This is a genomic window from Rhizobium aethiopicum (assembly GCF_900094625.1).
Taxonomy (GTDB): Bacteria; Pseudomonadota; Alphaproteobacteria; order Rhizobiales; family Rhizobiaceae; genus Rhizobium; species Rhizobium aethiopicum.
On record NZ_FMAJ01000002.1, the window covers coordinates 256,961 to 274,403 of the forward strand.

Below are 17,443 nucleotides of genomic sequence, written 5' to 3' on the forward strand. Positions count from 1 at the left end.
GCGCTCCTTGAGATGGGCCGGATTGGCATGATAGATGCTGCTCCGAGGAGGAACGCCGATGGCTCAGAATATCTATGACCGGCCGGAATTCTTCGCCGGATACAGCGATCTCAGCCGATCTCTTCGCGGGCTAGACGGAGCGGCCGAATGGCCGGCGGTGCGTGTGCTTCTGCCCGATCTTACCGGCAAACGTGTGGTCGACCTCGGCTGCGGCTTCGGCTGGTTTTCGCGTTTTGCCAGTAGTCAGGGGGCCGCAAGCGTGCTTGCGCTCGATATCTCCGAAAAGATGATCGCCAGAGCCAGGGCCGATACAAGCGATGCGGCGGTTACCTACAAGATAGCCGATCTCGAACATCTCGAACTTGCCGAGGCCGCTTTCGATTTCGCCTACAGTTCGCTGGCGCTGCATTATATCGAGGATTTCACCGGCCTCGTCGTGACGGTGCATCGCGCGCTTCTTCCGGGATCGCATTTCGTCTTCACCATCGAGCATCCGATCTATATGGCGCCGAGCAGGCCGGATTGGGCGCGCGATGCCGAAGGGCGCCGCATCTGGCCGCTCGATCGCTATTGCGTCGAAGGTGCGCGCACGACGGACTGGCTCGCCAAAGGCGTGATCAAGCAGCACCGCAAGCTTGGAACGACGCTCAACACCTTGATCGCGGCCGGCTTTTCCATCCGCCATGTCGAAGAGTGGAGCCCGAACGATGAGGAATTGCGAGACAATCCCGACTGGGCGACGGAAATGGACCGGCCGATGTTCCTGCTGATCTCGGTGCAGCGCTAAAGAAGACAAGCCGGTGGCGATATGCTAATCCCGGAGCCTATAGAAACGTCAGGAAGGGCCGCCCATGACCTCGCCATTTCTTTCCCATCTCCGGGCCGAGATTTCGGCGCTGAAGGATGCCGGACTCTATAAGTCCGAGCGGATTATCAGCTCCAAGCAGGCGGGCGAGATTGCGATTTCCACAGGCGAGCGCGTGCTGAATTTCTGCGCCAACAACTATCTCGGCCTCGCCGATAACGAGGAACTGGCCGAGGCCGGCAAGCAGGCGCTCGATCGCTACGGCTACGGCATGGCCTCCGTGCGCTTCATTTGCGGCACGCAGGAGGAGCATAAGCAACTCGAAGCCCGCATCTCCTCCTTTCTCGGCATGGAAGACACGATCCTCTATTCCTCCTGCTTCGATGCGAATGGCGGCCTGTTCGAGACGCTGCTTGGCGAAGAGGACGCGATCATTTCGGACGCGCTTAACCACGCCTCGATCATCGACGGCGTCAGGCTTTCGAAGGCCAAGCGCTTCCGCTACGCCAACAATGACATGGCGGCGCTGGAAGAGGAGCTGAAAAAGGCCGAAGGCAGCCGCTTCAAGCTGATCGCCACCGACGGTGTCTTCTCCATGGACGGCATCATCGCCAATCTACCGGGCGTGTGCGATCTCGCCGAGAAATACGGCGCCATGGTCATGGTCGATGACAGCCACGCCGTCGGCTTCGTCGGCAAGAATGGCCGCGGCTCGCCGGAATATTGCGGCGTCGAGGGCCGCATCGACATCATCACCGGCACGCTCGGCAAGGCGCTCGGCGGCGCCTCCGGCGGTTATACCTCGGCGAAAGCCGAGATCGTCGAGTGGCTGCGGCAGCGCTCGCGGCCATACCTGTTCTCGAACACGCTGGCGCCCGTTATCGCTGCGGCTTCGCTGAAAGTGTTCGATCTCATCGAAAACGGTGATGCCCTGCGCCAGCGCCTTTCCGACAATGCCGATCTCTTTCGCCGCGAGATGACGAAGCTCGGCTTCACGCTCGCCGGGGAAGGTCATCCTATCATCCCCGTCATGCTCGGGGATGCCAAGCTGGCGCAGGACATGGCAAGCCTGATGCTGAAGAAGGGGATCTATGTGATCGGCTTCTCTTTCCCCGTGGTGCCGAAAGGCCAGGCCCGCATCCGCACGCAGATGTCGGCGGCGCATTCGAAGGCGGATGTGGAGCGGGCGGTTGCGGCTTTTGCGGAAGCAGGGCGGGAATTGGGTGTGATTTGAGGATGAGCGTTTGCTGCCCTCACCCTAACCCTCTCCCCGCTCGCGGGGAGAGGGGACGTGCCCAACCGGCCCGCTTGAGTATGCGGAGACGGCACGGCAAGTCCCTTCGCCCCGCGAGTGGGGAGAAGGTGCCGGCAGGCGGATGAGGGGCGGCAACAGGCAACCGCCAAAGGGGCATAGGATACAGATATGTCGAACATGATGAAGGCACTGGTCAAATCGAAGCCTGAGGTCGGGCTCTGGATGGAAAATGTGCCGGTGCCGGAGGTTGGGCCGAACGACGTGCTGATCCGGGTGAAGAAATCGGCGATCTGCGGCACCGACGTGCATATCTGGAACTGGGACCAGTGGGCGCAGAAAACCATTCCGGTACCGATGGTCGTCGGCCATGAATTCTGTGGCGAGATCGCCGAGATCGGTTCGGCGGTCACCCGCTATCATGTCGGCGAGCGGGTTTCCGGCGAGGGGCATATCGTCTGCGGCAAGTGCCGCAACTGCCGGGCGGGCAGGGGCCATCTCTGCCGCAACACGCTCGGCGTCGGCGTCAATCGGTCGGGTTCCTTCGGCGAGTTCGTCTGCATTCCGGAAAGCAATGTCGTGCCGATCCCCGACGATATCTCAGACGAGATCGCCGCGATCTTCGACCCGTTCGGCAATGCGGTGCATACGGCGCTTTCTTTCGATCTCGTCGGCGAGGATGTGCTCGTCACCGGCGCAGGGCCAATCGGCATCATGGGGGCGCTCGTCGCCAAACGGTCCGGCGCCCGCAAGGTCGTCATCACCGACATCAATCCGCACCGTCTGGCGCTGGCGCGCAAGCTCGGCATCGACCATGTCGTCGATGCGTCGAAGGAAAATCTTGCCGATGTGATGAAGGCGATCGGCATGACCGAGGGTTTCGATGTCGGGCTCGAAATGTCGGGCGCAGCACCTGCCTTCCGCGACATGATCGACAAGATGAACAATGGCGGCAAGATCGCCATTCTCGGCATTGCGCCGGCGGGTTTCGAGATCGACTGGAACAAGGTGATCTTCAAGATGCTTAATCTCAAGGGCATCTATGGCCGCGAGATGTTCGAGACCTGGTACAAGATGATCGCCTTCGTCCAGGGCGGCCTCGATCTTTCGCCGATCATCACCCATCGCATTAAGATCGACGAATTCCGCGACGGCTTCGAGGCGATGCGGTCGGGCAACTCCGGCAAGGTGGTGATGGATTGGATGTGAGGAGGACGACATGCTCTACGAAGGAAGCTGCCATTGCGGCAACATCGCTTTCAACGTCGAAGGCGAATTCGCCGAGGCGCTCGATTGCAACTGTTCGCTCTGCCGCAGGCGAGGCGGGCTTCTCGCCTTCGTGCCGCGCGAGAAGCTGGTGCTGAAGACGCCGGAAGACAATATGTTGACCTATACTTTCAACAGGCATGTCATCCGGCATCATTTCTGCGCCAATTGCGGCATCGCGCCGTTCGGTGAAGGTGTCGCCCCGAATGGTTCGGTCATGGCCTCGATCAATCTGCGCTGCATTCCCGAACTCGATCTCGGCGCACTGAAGGTGACGGCCTATGACGGCGCGGCGCACTAGCGCGAACGATATCCGCCCGGCAAGAGGGCAATATATCCCAGCTACAACTGGCGCCAGCGGCCGCAGTAATAGATGCAGCGGCCAAAATCTTTGCCGCCCTTGTCTTTTGTTCGCTGCTTCTTAAATAAGGTTCGCAATCGCAGCCGCGGTTCAAAGCCTGTGGATAAGGCTTTTTCCGAGTTTTCGCGTGCTTTTTTGCTGGAAAAGCTTGACGAGAACAAAAAATGTGGGAATCACCGTTCGACTTGTTGAAACGGTGAACTGGGTCAAGGCGGATCGCGCAACCATGGCCGGAAATCCAAAGGCAAGAATGCTTTGCTGTCCGGTACCGGCGATCGTGGTTAATCAGACTTTAAATGTCATCCCGTTAGGTGGGCTCAGGTGATTCAAGGGCGACGCGAGCGGCGCGTCAGGCCCTGAGACGGCCCATTCACCGTAGCGAGATTGGATAGCGTCAGGAAGGCGACGATATAAATGGCAACCAAGGTCAAAGAGAACGAAGACGCGGAAGTCGAACGCGACGGCGCAAGCGACGGCCCTCTTCTCGATCTTTCCGACGACGCGGTCAAGAAGATGATCAAGGCCGCCAAAAAGCGCGGCTACGTGACGATGGACGAGCTGAATGCGGTCCTGCCGTCCGAGGAAGTGACATCCGAGCAGATCGAAGACACGATGTCGATGCTGTCAGACATGGGCATCAACGTCATCGAAGACGAGGAAGCCGAAGAGGCCGGTGCTTCCGGCGGCGGCGATGACGACGACGCCGGCGGCGATGACGACAGCGAAGGCGGCGAGCTCGCGCCTTCCGGCGGCACCGCGCTTGCGACCGCCAAGAAGAAAGAACCGACCGACCGCACCGATGACCCGGTGCGCATGTATCTGCGCGAGATGGGCTCGGTGGAGCTTCTTTCCCGCGAAGGCGAAATCGCGATCGCCAAGCGCATCGAAGCCGGTCGCGAAACGATGATCGCAGGCCTCTGTGAGAGCCCGCTGACCTTCCAGGCGTTGATCATCTGGCGCGACGAACTGAATGAAGGCACCACGCTGCTGCGCGAGATCATCGATCTCGAGACGACCTATTCCGGTCCCGAAGCCAAGGCTGCGCCGCAGTTCCAGAGTCCAGAAAAGATCGAGGCCGACCGCAAGGCGGCCGAAGAGAAGGAAAAGACCCGGCGCGCCCGTTCGGGCGACGACGACATCACCGATGTCGGCGGCGAAGGCCTGCCTCCGGAAGAGGAGGAAGAGGACGAGGACGAATCCAATCTGTCGCTGGCGGCCATGGAAGCCGAGCTTCGCCCGCAGGTGATGGAGACGCTCGATACGATCGCCGAGACCTATAAGAAGCTGCGCAAGCTGCAGGACCAGCAGGTCGAGCAGCGCCTGTCGGCGTCCGGCACGCTGTCTTCCGCCCAGGAGCGCCGCTACAAGGAGCTCAAGGATGAGCTGATCAAGGCGGTCAAGTCGCTGTCCTTGAACCAGAACCGCATCGATGCTCTGGTCGAGCAGCTCTACGACATCAACAAGCGCCTCGTTTCCAACGAAGGCCGCCTGCTGCGTCTGGCCGAATCCTATGGCGTCAAGCGCGACTCGTTCCTGGAACAGTACCAGGGCGCCGAGCTGGATCCGAACTGGATGAAGTCGATCGGCAATCTAGCCGCTCGCGGTTGGAAGGAATTCGCCAAGGGCGAAAACACGACGATCCGCGACATCCGCCAGGAGATCCAGAATCTGGCGACCGAGACGGGCATTTCGATCTCGGAATTCCGCCGTATCGTGCATATGGTGCAGAAGGGCGAGCGCGAAGCGCGCATCGCCAAGAAGGAAATGGTCGAAGCGAACCTTCGCCTCGTCATTTCAATCGCCAAGAAGTACACGAACCGCGGTCTGCAGTTCCTCGACCTCATCCAGGAAGGCAATATCGGCCTGATGAAGGCGGTCGACAAGTTCGAATACCGCCGCGGCTACAAGTTCTCGACCTATGCGACGTGGTGGATCCGTCAGGCGATCACCCGCTCGATCGCCGACCAGGCCCGCACGATCCGCATTCCGGTGCACATGATCGAGACGATCAACAAGATCGTCCGGACCTCGCGCCAGATGCTGCACGAGATCGGCCGTGAGCCGACGCCGGAAGAGCTGGCCGAAAAGCTCGCAATGCCGCTCGAAAAAGTCCGCAAGGTCCTGAAAATCGCCAAGGAGCCGATCTCGCTCGAAACGCCGGTCGGCGACGAAGAGGATTCGCATCTCGGCGATTTCATCGAGGACAAGAACGCGCTGCTGCCGATCGACGCCGCCATCCAGGCGAACCTGCGCGAGACGACGACCCGCGTTCTCGCCTCGCTGACGCCGCGCGAGGAGCGTGTGCTGCGCATGCGCTTCGGCATCGGCATGAACACCGACCACACGCTCGAAGAAGTCGGCCAGCAGTTCTCGGTCACCCGCGAACGTATCCGCCAGATCGAGGCGAAGGCGCTGCGCAAGCTGAAGCATCCGAGCCGCTCGAGAAAGCTGCGCTCGTTCCTCGACAGCTGACGCTTCGACGATGTGATAATTTTGGAAAAGCCGGGCTTCGCGCCCGGCTTTTGCTTTTATGATCAATATCAACGATCCTGGCGGCTGCTTGTCGCCTTGTGGTGACAAGCCTATAATCCGGCCACGGGTAGGGATCGATCGCGACGCGCGAGCGAGGGGCGACATATGCCTGCATAGGCCTATCCTCCGCTGGATCCAGATGGTTTCAGACCTTGCCGGCCTAAAATCCGAATCCGGATCTGCATCAAGAAATAGAGCATGTGTCGTCTGCTGAGGTTTTCGGCACCACGCTCTGGGGAGGTGCGATATGACCACTTACATTCTTTTGATCAATTGGACGGACCAAGGCATCCGCAATGTCCGAGACTCGCCGAAACGGCTGGACGCGGCGAAGAAATTGCTCGCGAGCGTCGGCGGCTCCTTCAACCAGTTTTATCTGACGATGGGCGGGCATGACATGGTTGCCGTCTGCGAGGCGCCCGATGATGCCGTCATGGCGCATTTCACTTTGTCTCTATCCATGGGCGGCAATGTCCGGACCGAGACGCTGAAGGCCTTCCCGGAGGCGGCCTATCGGGATCTGATAGGCTCGCTCAGCTAGACCCAAGCCAAAGGAAGCTGGCGACGGGGCCCTGCCGACCAACGGGCCTTGCGGCGATCACAAGGTTTTTTGCTTTTGCGGCTTGATGCTGCCGGCTTTAGAGGCCACATCGCTGCTGTGACAGACGACGTGGACTTGGCAGAGACGACTCACGAAACGGCAAAACGGCGGCCTGAAATCCGCTGGGGTATCGGTGCGTCCGTGCTTCTGCATGTGCCGGTCGTTGCCCTCCTTATCTTCGGACTGCCGAAGATCGAGCCGAAGCCCCCGGAGGACGACAGCGTGAAGGTGGAACTCGTGCCGCCGCCGGAGGAGAAGAAGCCGGAAGAGAAAAAGCCTGAGAAGAAGCCGCCGCAAGAGGCCAGGAAGGCGCCTCCACCACCGCCGCCGCCTCCGCCTCCGCCAGCAAAGAAAGCTGTCGAGCAGGCTAAGCCGAAGCCCATGCCGACTTTCAATCCTGTTACCGAGTTTGGAAATAGGAATAGCGGTCCTGACAAAGCCTTGGCGGGAAATTCTTCTCAAGGTGAAAAGAAAGCCGCAACAACTCCGCCGCAGCGCGATACTGCATCGGAACACGGGCCGACGAAGACTATTGCGGCAGAACAAAAAACCGAGGAGCCGCCATCGAAACCCGTGCCGGATGATGTGAAGCTGCCCGAGGTGGCTGCGATCGACGTTTCTCCGGAGCGGAAGGGGCCGCCGGCGGAAGCTTCTGGCGAAGTCAACACGACGATCGAGCCGGCCAAACCGCCTGAGAAAACTACCAACAAGCCGAAAACGCTGCCTGACAACAACGATCTACCGGAGTCAAAAACGCTGTTTTCACCGGCGGCCGATGGCAGTTTATTTGCGCAAACGGCGATGGGTGGCCTTTCGCGCAAAGAACGAGTGGCGACGCTTTGTACCACCGAGCTGCAGGGCCAACTTGTCAACGGTTCGCCGCCGTATTTCCCGGTCGCCTTGCCAAGTTTCGGCTTGCGAGCCGGTACGATTCTGGACGTGAAGGATGCAGCTTTTGGCACAGCCAACGGCTGGTTCCAAGTTCGTTTCCGTTGCGAGGTGGACGAGGGAGCTACCAAAGTTGTGTCCTTTGCTCACCAGGTCGGCGGACGAGTTCCCCGCAGCGAGTATTCCAAGTATGATATCGATGACTAAAGCGCGTGCGATCTTCTCCGTCTCGCAACCAGCCACGCGCAAGGAACCGCACCTAGCCTCTCCTCAGGCCGTGATGGTACGGTGAAGAGGGGACGGTGATATGTCGAACGAGATCGAGCGGTTTTTGGAGCGTCAGGATGAAGCCGTGGCTGCGCTGTTTCTCGAAAACAAATCCGACGAGCTGACCGATATCCTGGTGGCGGCGCTCGAAGAGGCTCTCGAGATCCTGCTCGAAGCAGCCCCCGCCGAAACGCTTCATTGACATATTCCAAGACGTTGCCGGCTGGACCTTTCGGCGCGCGCCTGTCCGGCTACCGGATGGAGCGCGATGCGCTCGGTCGGTCAGCGGCGAGCGTCTTTCGCCTGGAAGGCGAGGGACTGCCGGCGCTTTATCTAAAGGTCGAGGCGGCGGGGCCGTTCGGCGAGCTTGCCGATGAAGCCGCTCGGCTCGCCTGGCTCAAGGCTTCCGGCCTGCCATGTCCGGAGGTGATTGGCCGGGAAAACGACGGCGAGCGCAACTGGCTGCTGATCAGCGCACTGCCAGGAACCGATCTTGCCAGCGCCTCGGCGCTGACGCCGCTGGCGCGCGTCGAGCTGCTGGCGGAGGCGCTGCTCGCTCTTCATCGCCTGCCGATCACTTCCTGTCCGTTCGATCACCGTCTGGCGGGGCGCGTGCCGCTGGCGCGCGCCCGCATGCAGGCCGGAATCGTCGACGGGACCGACTTCGACGAGACACGGCTCGGCAAAAGCCCCGAAGCATTGTTTGCCGAACTCGAAAACCGAAGGCCGTGCAGCGAGGATATCGTCGTCACCCATGGAGATGCCTGCCTGCCGAACTTCGTGGCTTCCGACGGCCAATTCTCGGGCTATATCGATTGCAGCCGCCTCGGCGTCGCCGACCGCTACCAGGATATCGCGCTCGCCTGCCGCAGCATCACCTATAATTTCGGCGAGGCGCTGGTGCAGCCATTTCTCGATCGTTACGGCCTGCCGGCGCCTGATCCGGCGAGGCTCGATTACTATCAGCTGCTCGACGAATTCTTTTAGACGGTTGCGTCATCAAGGCGCGGCTGGCAGAGTTGCCGGCATCGGGCCTGCGGATGTGAAATGCCTAAAAACCAGTTCAGGATGCTGCGCTCGGCGCTGACAGGCGTCGAAGCGGTGGAAGCCGAAACGCCTCACAGTTTCGCCAGGCATACGCATGAGCAGTTCGGCATTGGTCTCGTCTCGTCTGGGGCACAGAAATCGCTGAGCGGGCGCGGCATGGTGGAGGCCGAGGCCGGCGATATCATCACCGTCAATCCGAACGAGGTGCATGACGGCGCGCCGATCGGCCAGCGCCGGTCGTGGCGCATCCTCTATTTCGATCCCGAAATCGTCACCGGCCTCTCGCGAGAGATCGGCTCAGGGCGCTCGGAAATCCCGCATCCCGTCATGCGCGATGCGGTGATCGCCGCCCGCTTCGAAACGCTATTTGGCGCGGTGACCGCCAACACGGCCGACGGGCTGCTCTGCGAGCAACTGCTTCTGCAAGTCGTCGCCGATGTAATGGGGGAACGCGGCCGCAGCGAAGAGAGACCGCCTGTGCCGACGTCCATCCGCGCGGCGCGGGATCTGATCGACGACGATCCTCTTGCCGCCGTCTCGCTTGCCGATCTTTCCAGGGAAAGCGGCCTCAGCCGCTTCCAGGTGCTGCGCGGCTTCGCCAGGGCGACGGGACTGACACCGCATGCCTATCTCGTCCAGGCCCGCATCCATATCGCCCGGCGGCTGATCGCCGATGGCATGCCGCTTGCGCAAGCCGCTTTTGCCAGCGGCTTTGCCGACCAGAGCCATATGACGCGGGTCTTCGTGCGCAAATATGGTCTCTCGCCACGGCTCTATGCCGGCGCGTTTCTCTGAAGGTGGCTCTAGCACCCGCCATCGTCCTTCGATGTCTTAGTCATACGTCCCTGCAATTTCGTTCAAGACCCCAGCGGGTCCCTGCTGTTTCCTCGGCGCATCCAACGGGGGCGCTTCATGTCGAGACAGGTTCAAGGCTATTTCTATCTGGCGCTGGCCATGCTGACGGTCGGCAGCACTGTCATCGCGAGCAAGCTGATTGCTTCGGGACTGCCGCCGTTTACCGCAACAGCTTTGCGCTTCGCCCTCGCTCTTCCCGTCTTTTTCCTCCTGATGCGGGCAAGCGGTGCCCGGTTGCCGAAGCTCTCCGGCCATGACCGTCTCATCCTCGTCATTCAGGCTGGCGCCGGCAGCGTCGGGTATACGACGCTGCTGATATCGGGCCTTAGCCTGACCTCGGCCGCCGATGCCGGCGTCATCATCGGCACGCTGCCTGTGGTCTCGGCGGCGATTTCGATCCTGCTGCTGCGGGAACGGCCGCAGCGCGCCCTGCTTCTCGCCGTGGCGCTGGCGAGCGTCGGCGTGTTTTCGATCGCCTTCACGCCGCAGGCGATCGGCGGGTCGCTTGCCGGCAATCTGCTGATTTTTCTCGCGGTCATCTGCGAGGGCCTGTTCATTCTCTTGAACAAGCGGCTGGCGGCTGACATTCCGCCGCTTGCCCAGTCGACGCTGATGACCGGTATCGGCTTCGCCGTCTCTATCGTTCCGGCCATTTTCGAGGCGCCCTTTGCGCAGGGATTTTCCACAAGCGCTGCCGCTGCCGTCGTCTATTACGCCCTGGTGCCGACCGTCGGCGGCTTTCTGCTCTGGTATGCGGGGGCGGAGAGGGTGAGCGGCACCGAAGCCGCGCTCTTCACCGCGCTTGCGCCTGTTTCGGCCGTCATGCTCGCCTTCGTCGTTCTCGGCGAGCCGGTCGGCTTCAACCAGATTACCGGCATCGCCTGCGTGCTGGTGGCGGTGTTCGGGCTTGCCCTTGCGGGAAGGCACAGGAAACCCATTGAGGGGAAATGACCATGCAGTTCAGCCATTCCGACGCAATATGGCAGGTTTTTCCGGAGCTTGCCGCCGGTGTGCTTCATGCCGAAGGCATTCATGCGGCGGCAGACGTCGAGGAGGCGGTCGCAAGTTTCAGCGCGATTGCCGAGGCCCGCCTGGCCGAAGCCCAGGAGAGCGAATTCCCGGAGATCCAGGCCTGGCGGCGCGGCTTTTCCCGCATGGGGCTGAAGCCGACGCAGTATCGCTGCGCCTCCGAGGCGCTGTTGCGCCGCTTCCGCCAGGAGCGCACCCTGCCGCGCCTCCATCCGCTCATCGATCTCTGCAATTCGATTTCACTCGCCTTTGCCATCCCTGTCGCGGTCTTCGACGCGGGAAAAATCGCCGGCGATCTCCAGGTGCGGCACGCAACGGGGCATGAGACCTATCTCACCTTCGGCGGCGAAAGCGAACATCCGGAGCAGGACGAGGTGATCTTTGCGGATGACGAAGGCAGAGCGCATGCGCGCCGCTGGACGAACCGGCAGAGTGGGCTTTCGGCGGTGCGGGAGACGACGGCCTCGGTGCTGATCGTCGCCGAGGCGCTGCATGCCGGCGCCGGCGAGGATACCGGCAGGCTAATCGCGACGCTCGCCGATGCACTCGCAAGTCGCTGGCCGGTGACGGCGGCGACCGCCACGCTCACGCGCGCATCACCGCGTTTCGAATTCCATGTGTGAGGGCAGGGAATGTTCAGGGCTTGGGCCGGCTTCATAAGCGCCCTATCTCAGGGGCATCGCTATTCTCTGGAGACGAACCCATGTTGGACAAGTCGATCAAGATTCCGGGGCCGGACCATCCGATCACGGTCGAGCATAATTCCTGCCGCGTCGTCGTCACAGTCGGCGGCAGGCTGATTGCCGACAGTCGCAACGCGCTGACGCTGCGCGAAGCCTCCTATCCGCCGGTCCACTATATTCCGCGCAGCGATGTCGACATGTCGCTGCTTCAGCGCACCGATCACACCACGCATTGCCCCTACAAGGGCGATGCCTCCTATTACAGCATTGCTCTGGGCGGCGAACGCTCCGAGAACGCGGCCTGGACCTACGAAGCCCCGCATGCCGCCGTCAGCAACATCAAGGACCATCTCGCTTTCTATCCCGACCGTGTCGACGCAATCGAGGAAATGGCTTCGCCCGAGGCGGGCGCCTTCTGACGATCCCCCTGAGCTGCCGAGTGTCGGAGCGTTGAGATCCTTCCGGCGGAACCTGTCGCCTCCAGTTTCGTTAAGGGCATCATCGAAGGAGTATGCCGTGCCGAAATTCCACTTCCAGCTCTTCGATCGCGATGGCGTCGGCACTGAGACCGGATACGAATTCGAATCCGTCGAGGCGGCGAAGGCCGAAGCGCGAAGGGTGCTCGCAGAGATGGCAGCCGAAGGCCTGCCGACTGCACCTTTGAACATGCTTTCGGTCGAACTCTTCGACGAAAGCCGAAAACCGCTTGCGGAAATCCGGCTGGTTCTCGAAGAGATCGCGAAATAACCGCGATCGGCATCCCGAACGGACAAATACCTGCAGACACCGCCCGGGTCGCGGAACTATGTCAAATTTAATTGCCGCTTGTGAGGGCGAGCCTTAATGCACTTCGCCGGACGTGTGCAGCGGTTCGGGACAACGACATGTATAAAACAAGGAGCCGAAGCGCGTCCATCGACCGGGTCGGATTGATGTGTATGGATGGCCAGGCGGCAGCCCCGATGGAGGGCGTCATCGCGTGACGTCGAGCCACTCATTGCTGAAGACAAGGCTGGCGACCGTGACCGGATCGCCGCTTTCGTCGCGAACGGTGACGGCGATTGTCATGCGATCAGCTGCCGGCAATTCGTCACGGGCCACATCCAGCAGGATGCGAGTCACCTCTTTTGGAATGTCCTCGCGAGATTTGAGCTCGGTGCCGTGCTCGTCGCGTGTCGGACCTTCCCCGTTGTGCAGATCGAAAAAGTAGCGAGCCATGTTCTTTCCTGCGCGTCAGGAGAGAACTCACAGATGAAGATAATTGTTCCGAGGCTAGGCATTGATTCTTATAGAAAATACAGGTCGCATCGAAATCGATCGGGGCTACGGCAATATTGGCGGGCAGGCCTGTGATTGAGTCGCTGCTGCTCAACCTCGGAAGCCGGGACGCGCTGTCGGCCGAGGAGGAAAACCATCTGCGATCGATCATCGTCAGGGATCGGCAGTTTGCCGCCGGGGAGGATCTCGTTCCGGAGGGAAGCCGGCCACCCTACAGCACGCTGCTCATCGACGGCTTTGCGGCGCGCTACAAGCTGATGGCCGACGGCAGCCGGCAGATCACCGCCCTGCATGTCGCCGGCGATTTTGTCGACCTCCATGCCTTCCCGGTCAAGAAGATGGATCATGGCATCGTGGCGCTGTCGCCCTGTCACGTCGCATTGGCCGATCATGCCGACTTGCGGGCGATCACCGAGCACATGCCGCATCTGACGCGGCTGCTCTGGCTCGACACGCTCGTCGATGGCGCCATTCACCGGGAATGGATCGTCGCCATGGGCCGGCGCTCCAAACGCGCACAGATCGCCCATCTCGTCTGCGAACTCTTCGTGCGCCTGCAGGTCGTCAGGCGGACGCGGGGCGAGAGCTTTCAGTTTCCGCTGACACAGATCGAGATGGCCGATGTGCTCGGCATTTCAGTCGTCCACCTCAACAAGACGCTGCAGGCCCTCAGGCGCGAGGGCGCCTTTACCTGGGAAAACCGCACCATCACCATCGTCGACTGGGAACGCCTGCAGGAGATTGCCGAATTCGACCCCGCCTATCTCAGCATCTCCAGGGAGCCGCGCTGATATCAGCCGCCACGCACGCGCGTTGAAAGCGCGGAAAGGCATCGTTAGATTCTGGCGGCGGGAATCATTCGGCGGGGCGGTGCGTGAAGACGATTTTTCTACCTTGTGTGCTGGCGGCGACTGCCGCCGCATTGCCGGCGGCGGCGCAAACCGAATGGCAGGCAATCGAGGAGGTGCGGCCTTACTCAATTTCAGGCAGGACGGGCGCCGAACTTTATGAATCGATCGGGGCACATGGGCCAAAGGCCGGCGTCGCCGGCCGCGTCATCGCCCATACGACGTTCAAGCTCACCTGGACCCGCAAATACGAGCCGCAGGACAATGCCTGCGCCATCGTCACCAATCGACCGAAGCTCATTATCACCTACACCCTGCCGAAGCCCTCGGCCGCGCTGCCGCCGGCCGTCAAGAGCAGCTGGGATGGCTTCATATCGGGTGTTGCCGCACATGAGCGGGTGCATGGCGAAACCATCAAGGAAATGGTCAAGGAGATCGAGACGATGAGCGTCGGCCTCACCGTTGCCGACGACCCCGACTGCAAGAAAATCCGGGTCGAACTGACCCGGCGCCTTGGCGAGATCTCCGCAAGGCAGCGCCAGCGCGGCCGCGACTTCGACAAGGTCGAGATGGGCGACGGCGGCAATATCCACCAGCTCATCCTCAAGCTGGTGAACGGGCCGTGACTGCCTGAAGAGCCTGCCTGCCGCTCCGTCCCTGGACCTGCCCCGCCGGCCTCCTATCTTTGCCGCTAACAGGGATGAACGAGGAGGCGTGTCATGTCCTATGTCGATGGTTTCGTCGTGGCGGTACCGAGAGAGCATATCGAGGCCTACAAGAAATTTTCGGCCTTCGCCGGCTCGATCTGGAAGGAATATGGCGCACTCGAATATGTCGAATGCATCGGCGATGACGTGCCCTATGGCGAGCTGACCTCTTTCCCCCGCGCCGTGCAGGCCAAAGAAGAGGAGGTGGTGGTGTTTTCCTGGATCACCTATCGGTCGCGGCAGGAGCGCGACGACGTCAACGCCAAGGTGATGGCCGATCCGAGGCTCAAGGGCGATCAATGGCAGATGCCCTTCGACGGCAAGCGGATGATCTATGGCGGTTTCGAGACGCTGCTGAAGCTTTGATGCCGGCTCCGCCGCGGCTTCAGCCAGGCATTGACTTGGTCGTCATGGCGCGCCAACTCGCGGGGATGTCATTGCGAGACGGAGAGCGCCCGTGACTCAGACAATCCTCACCCTGTCCACGCGCGGCCAGGGACTTTACGAATTCACCGATCAGGCGGCCGCCTTCGTCAGCGCTTCGGGGCGGGAGGAGGGGCTTCTCACCGTCTTCGTGCGCCACACATCCTGTTCGCTGCTGATCCAGGAAAATGCCGATCCCGACGTGCGCACCGACCTTCTCGCCTTCTTCCGCCGGCTGGTGCCGCCTGCCTCCGATCCGTCGATGGGCTGGGTCGTGCATAGGGCCGAGGGGCCGGACGATATGCCGGCGCACATAAAGGCGGCGCTGACCCAGGTGTCGATCGGCATTCCTGTCGCCAGGCGGCGCTTGACGCTCGGCACCTGGCAGGGCCTCTATCTCTTCGAGCATCGCGACCAGCCGCACCGACGCGAAATCGTGCTGCATCTCAGCCCGTGAGATCAATTGGCGCCGGATCCAGACGATCGGGCGAATCCTGATCGAAAGAAGAGGCATCGAAAACCGCTTATCGTCTTGTGAATGCAAACTGAATGGCCGGTTCGAACATCGTTCAGCTTGCAGCGTCTACTGTCGAGACAATCCCTGAAGGGAGAGCTTAAAGACCAATCGACGGAGACACTCCATGACGCATTTCCTCACCAAGGCTTGCCTTGCCGCAGTGCTCGGCCTCTCGTCCATTCCGGCCACTGTTTCCACCGCGGCAGCCGCAGGGCCGCAGACGAACTTCATCGTCGAGGCGCAATATCATCGTCCGATCCGCGGCTGCTCGCCGGTGCACGCCGTGCGCAAGGCGCGCGATTTCGGCTTGCGCAGAGCCCATATCACCCGCATGTCCCCGCGCGTCGTCGTTGTCGCCGGGCGCGACCGTCGCGGCTGGGACAGGATGGTCTTCGCCAATGTCCGCGGCTGCCCGCTGATCCGGCGCTGAACATCGCAGCGGCAAGCGCCGACGTGCGCTTGCCCGCCCCTTTTGCCTTGACGGTGACACTTTCCGCCGTCTTTTCTCTGATTTGTATAAGTGATTCCACTGACGCTTCGGCGTGATGCGGAGAGTGGGGAGGGCGGCTCGACCGCACCGACTATAGAACGAAAGGTTTTTTAATGATGCAGTTTCTTGCAAAGGCGGGTCTTGCCGCCATGCTTACCGTCGGCACCCTTGCCGGCACGGTGGTCCCGGCGGCCGCCCAGTTTAGTATCATTATCGGCGATCAGGATCGCGATCCGCCGCGGGATTATCGTCGTCCGCCTCCGGGCTTCGATCGGCGTCCGCGCGGCTGCGACCCCCGTCTGGCCGAAGACCGCGCCCGCGATTGGGGCTTCCGCCGCGCCCGCGTCGTCGACATCACCCCGCGCCGCGTCATCGTCCAGGGCTGGACCCGCCGCGGCCCCGATGAAATGAGCTTCGGCAACGTCCGCGGCTGCCCGCCTTTGCGCCGCTGATTTTGCAGAATACGGGCCTCGTCTTCTCGATGCGGCCACCAGAACCGCCTTTGCCAGTCTCCCCGATCGGCAAGGGCGGTTTTCTTTTTTGGATATCCTTTGTGCTCGGTTTGGCTGCGTCAAAGACCCCTCCCACAAACGGTCACAAAAGGGGGAGAGGCTAAGCTGCGGTTCCGGCGGTGACCAAAAGGAGAGGCTTTGCTGGCTGTTCCCGTTCTGCCATTTGGCACGATTATGTGAAGCGGCGCGGCATTTTAGCCCCTCCCCTCGTGGGAAGGGGTTGGGGAGGGGTCTTCGTCGGCCACCGGCGCAAATTGGACCGCATCGACCTCATGTCGAGGATCGGCTGCCTATCGCACCTGTTTCCCGACGCGATTTACTGCTCGATGGCGAAGGTCACGGTGACGCTGACCGTGTAATTGTTCTCGCCGCCCTGGACGGGGACTGCGGCAGCGTCGGCTTCCTTCATCATCGTGGCGCGATAGGCGGGCTGCGGCAGCGGGCGCGGCACATTCTCGTTGATCTCGAGGATGCGGCCGAGCTTGACGCCGGCGGCCTCGCTCAGCGTCTTCGCCTTCTTGACGGCTTCGGCCACGGCGTTCTTGCGCGCCTCTTCCAGCGCTGCCTCCGGCTTGTCATTGGTGAACTGGATGTCGCCGCCCTGATTGATGCCGAGTGTGACCGACTGGTCGATCACCTGGCCGAGCTTGGAAAGATCGCGCAGGCGGATGGTGACCGAATTGATTGTCTGGTAGCCGATCAACTGCGGCTGCTGCTGCTGGCCGTCGACCGGCTGCGGATAATTATACTGCGGCTGGATGGAAAAGCCCGAAGTCTGCAGATCGCGCTCGGCGATGCCACCGTCCTTCAGCGCCTTCAGCACCTCGTTCATCGCCTTGTTGTTCTCGTCGAGCGCTTCGCGGGCGGTCTTCGCCTGCTTGACGACGGCGAGATTGACGACGGCCATATCGGGTGCGACCGCCGATTCGCCATCGCCGGTCACCGAAATCACCGCTTCACGCGGCTTTGCCTCCTGCGCCAGCAAAGGCGCGGCGCTGCCGAGCGGCAGGGCGAGAAGGGCAGTCATCACAAGTGTCTTGGAAAGAATCGGCGCCATGTTTCATTCCCTAGTTGTCGTTTCC

The 17,443-nt window shown here is 61.5% G+C and carries 22 protein-coding genes; 20 read left to right on the top strand and 2 right to left on the bottom strand.

Annotation, left to right across the window (positions count from 1 at the left end; genetic code table 11):
* Positions 1-58 precede the first annotated feature (58 nt).
* The 14 genes from GA0061105_RS05535 (at position 59) to GA0061105_RS05595 (ending at position 12,333) form a co-directional block, all read left to right on the top strand.
* Positions 59-787, top strand: a complete 729-nt coding sequence (locus GA0061105_RS05535; protein WP_092748614.1) for a class I SAM-dependent methyltransferase — start codon at positions 59-61, stop codon at positions 785-787.
* A gap of 64 nt (positions 788-851) precedes the next feature.
* Positions 852-2,039, top strand: coding sequence for a glycine C-acetyltransferase (locus GA0061105_RS05540; RefSeq protein ID WP_092748616.1), 1,188 nt, complete (start codon positions 852-854; stop codon positions 2,037-2,039).
* 189 nt (positions 2,040-2,228) lie between these two features.
* Positions 2,229-3,266: an L-threonine 3-dehydrogenase gene (gene tdh, locus GA0061105_RS05545; protein ID WP_064695922.1), complete on the top strand. Its 1,038-nt coding sequence runs from the start codon at positions 2,229-2,231 to the stop codon at positions 3,264-3,266.
* A 10-nt stretch (positions 3,267-3,276) separates the two neighbouring features.
* A complete protein-coding gene (locus GA0061105_RS05550) occupies positions 3,277-3,624 on the top strand; it encodes a GFA family protein (RefSeq protein ID WP_092748618.1) in 348 nt (115 codons plus the stop codon).
* A gap of 474 nt (positions 3,625-4,098) precedes the next feature.
* Complete coding sequence (rpoD, locus tag GA0061105_RS05555) at positions 4,099-6,156, top strand: RNA polymerase sigma factor RpoD (RefSeq protein WP_064695924.1); 2,058 nt, start codon at positions 4,099-4,101, stop codon at positions 6,154-6,156.
* Between the two features lie 307 nt (positions 6,157-6,463).
* Complete coding sequence (locus tag GA0061105_RS05560; protein WP_064695925.1) at positions 6,464-6,757, top strand: GYD domain-containing protein; 294 nt, start codon at positions 6,464-6,466, stop codon at positions 6,755-6,757.
* A 75-nt stretch (positions 6,758-6,832) separates the two neighbouring features.
* On the top strand, positions 6,833-7,912 hold the full coding sequence (locus GA0061105_RS05565) for a DUF930 domain-containing protein (RefSeq protein WP_092749043.1): 1,080 nt from the start codon (positions 6,833-6,835) through the stop codon (positions 7,910-7,912).
* 100 nt (positions 7,913-8,012) lie between these two features.
* On the top strand, positions 8,013-8,174 hold the full coding sequence (locus GA0061105_RS32780) for a hypothetical protein (RefSeq protein WP_167358524.1): 162 nt from the start codon (positions 8,013-8,015) through the stop codon (positions 8,172-8,174).
* A complete protein-coding gene (locus GA0061105_RS05570; RefSeq protein ID WP_092748620.1) occupies positions 8,171-8,959 on the top strand; it encodes an APH(3')-II family aminoglycoside O-phosphotransferase in 789 nt (262 codons plus the stop codon). The genes GA0061105_RS32780 and GA0061105_RS05570 overlap by 4 nt, the downstream gene beginning before the upstream one ends.
* A gap of 60 nt (positions 8,960-9,019) precedes the next feature.
* Positions 9,020-9,814, top strand: coding sequence for an AraC family transcriptional regulator (locus GA0061105_RS05575; RefSeq protein ID WP_092748622.1), 795 nt, complete (start codon positions 9,020-9,022; stop codon positions 9,812-9,814).
* Between the two features lie 117 nt (positions 9,815-9,931).
* Positions 9,932-10,825 (top strand): DMT family transporter, encoded by an 894-nt coding sequence (locus GA0061105_RS05580; protein WP_092748624.1) that lies wholly within the window; start codon positions 9,932-9,934, stop codon positions 10,823-10,825.
* Between the two features lie 2 nt (positions 10,826-10,827).
* Positions 10,828-11,526 carry a B3/B4 domain-containing protein gene (locus GA0061105_RS05585; protein WP_092748626.1) on the top strand — a complete coding sequence of 233 codons (699 nt, stop codon included), beginning with the start codon at positions 10,828-10,830 and terminating at the stop codon, positions 11,524-11,526.
* Positions 11,527-11,606: 80 nt separating this feature from the next.
* Entirely contained in the window at positions 11,607-12,005 is a 399-nt protein-coding gene (locus GA0061105_RS05590) for a DUF427 domain-containing protein (RefSeq protein ID WP_092748628.1), read from the top strand.
* A 97-nt stretch (positions 12,006-12,102) separates the two neighbouring features.
* Positions 12,103-12,333, top strand: coding sequence for a DUF6894 family protein (locus GA0061105_RS05595; protein ID WP_092748630.1), 231 nt, complete (start codon positions 12,103-12,105; stop codon positions 12,331-12,333).
* 225 nt (positions 12,334-12,558) lie between these two features.
* Here GA0061105_RS05595 and GA0061105_RS05600 read toward each other — a convergent pair whose 3' ends face one another.
* Positions 12,559-12,804: a DUF6894 family protein gene (locus GA0061105_RS05600; RefSeq protein WP_092748632.1), complete on the bottom strand. Its 246-nt coding sequence runs from the start codon at positions 12,802-12,804 to the stop codon at positions 12,559-12,561.
* Positions 12,805-12,935: 131 nt separating this feature from the next.
* Between GA0061105_RS05600 and GA0061105_RS05605 the strand changes: the two genes are divergently transcribed.
* From GA0061105_RS05605 to GA0061105_RS05630, 6 genes are all read left to right on the top strand, one after another.
* Positions 12,936-13,655, top strand: a complete 720-nt coding sequence (locus tag GA0061105_RS05605) for a Crp/Fnr family transcriptional regulator (RefSeq protein WP_092748634.1) — start codon at positions 12,936-12,938, stop codon at positions 13,653-13,655.
* A gap of 83 nt (positions 13,656-13,738) precedes the next feature.
* Complete coding sequence (locus tag GA0061105_RS05610) at positions 13,739-14,338, top strand: DUF922 domain-containing Zn-dependent protease (protein ID WP_208601625.1); 600 nt, start codon at positions 13,739-13,741, stop codon at positions 14,336-14,338.
* A 93-nt stretch (positions 14,339-14,431) separates the two neighbouring features.
* On the top strand, positions 14,432-14,785 hold the full coding sequence (locus GA0061105_RS05615; RefSeq protein WP_092748636.1) for a DUF1428 domain-containing protein: 354 nt from the start codon (positions 14,432-14,434) through the stop codon (positions 14,783-14,785).
* 91 nt (positions 14,786-14,876) lie between these two features.
* The gene (locus GA0061105_RS05620) at positions 14,877-15,299 is read left to right on the top strand and encodes a secondary thiamine-phosphate synthase enzyme YjbQ (RefSeq protein ID WP_064695935.1); all 423 of its coding nucleotides are present in this window, start codon (positions 14,877-14,879) and stop codon (positions 15,297-15,299) included.
* A gap of 184 nt (positions 15,300-15,483) precedes the next feature.
* A complete protein-coding gene (locus GA0061105_RS05625; RefSeq protein WP_092748638.1) occupies positions 15,484-15,789 on the top strand; it encodes a hypothetical protein in 306 nt (101 codons plus the stop codon).
* Between the two features lie 173 nt (positions 15,790-15,962).
* Positions 15,963-16,301: a hypothetical protein gene (locus GA0061105_RS05630; RefSeq protein WP_092748640.1), complete on the top strand. Its 339-nt coding sequence runs from the start codon at positions 15,963-15,965 to the stop codon at positions 16,299-16,301.
* A gap of 376 nt (positions 16,302-16,677) precedes the next feature.
* Here the strand turns inward: GA0061105_RS05630 and GA0061105_RS05635 are convergent, their stop codons facing one another.
* Entirely contained in the window at positions 16,678-17,418 is a 741-nt protein-coding gene (locus tag GA0061105_RS05635) for an SIMPL domain-containing protein (protein WP_064695938.1), read from the bottom strand.
* Between the last annotated feature and the right edge of the window lie 25 nt (positions 17,419-17,443).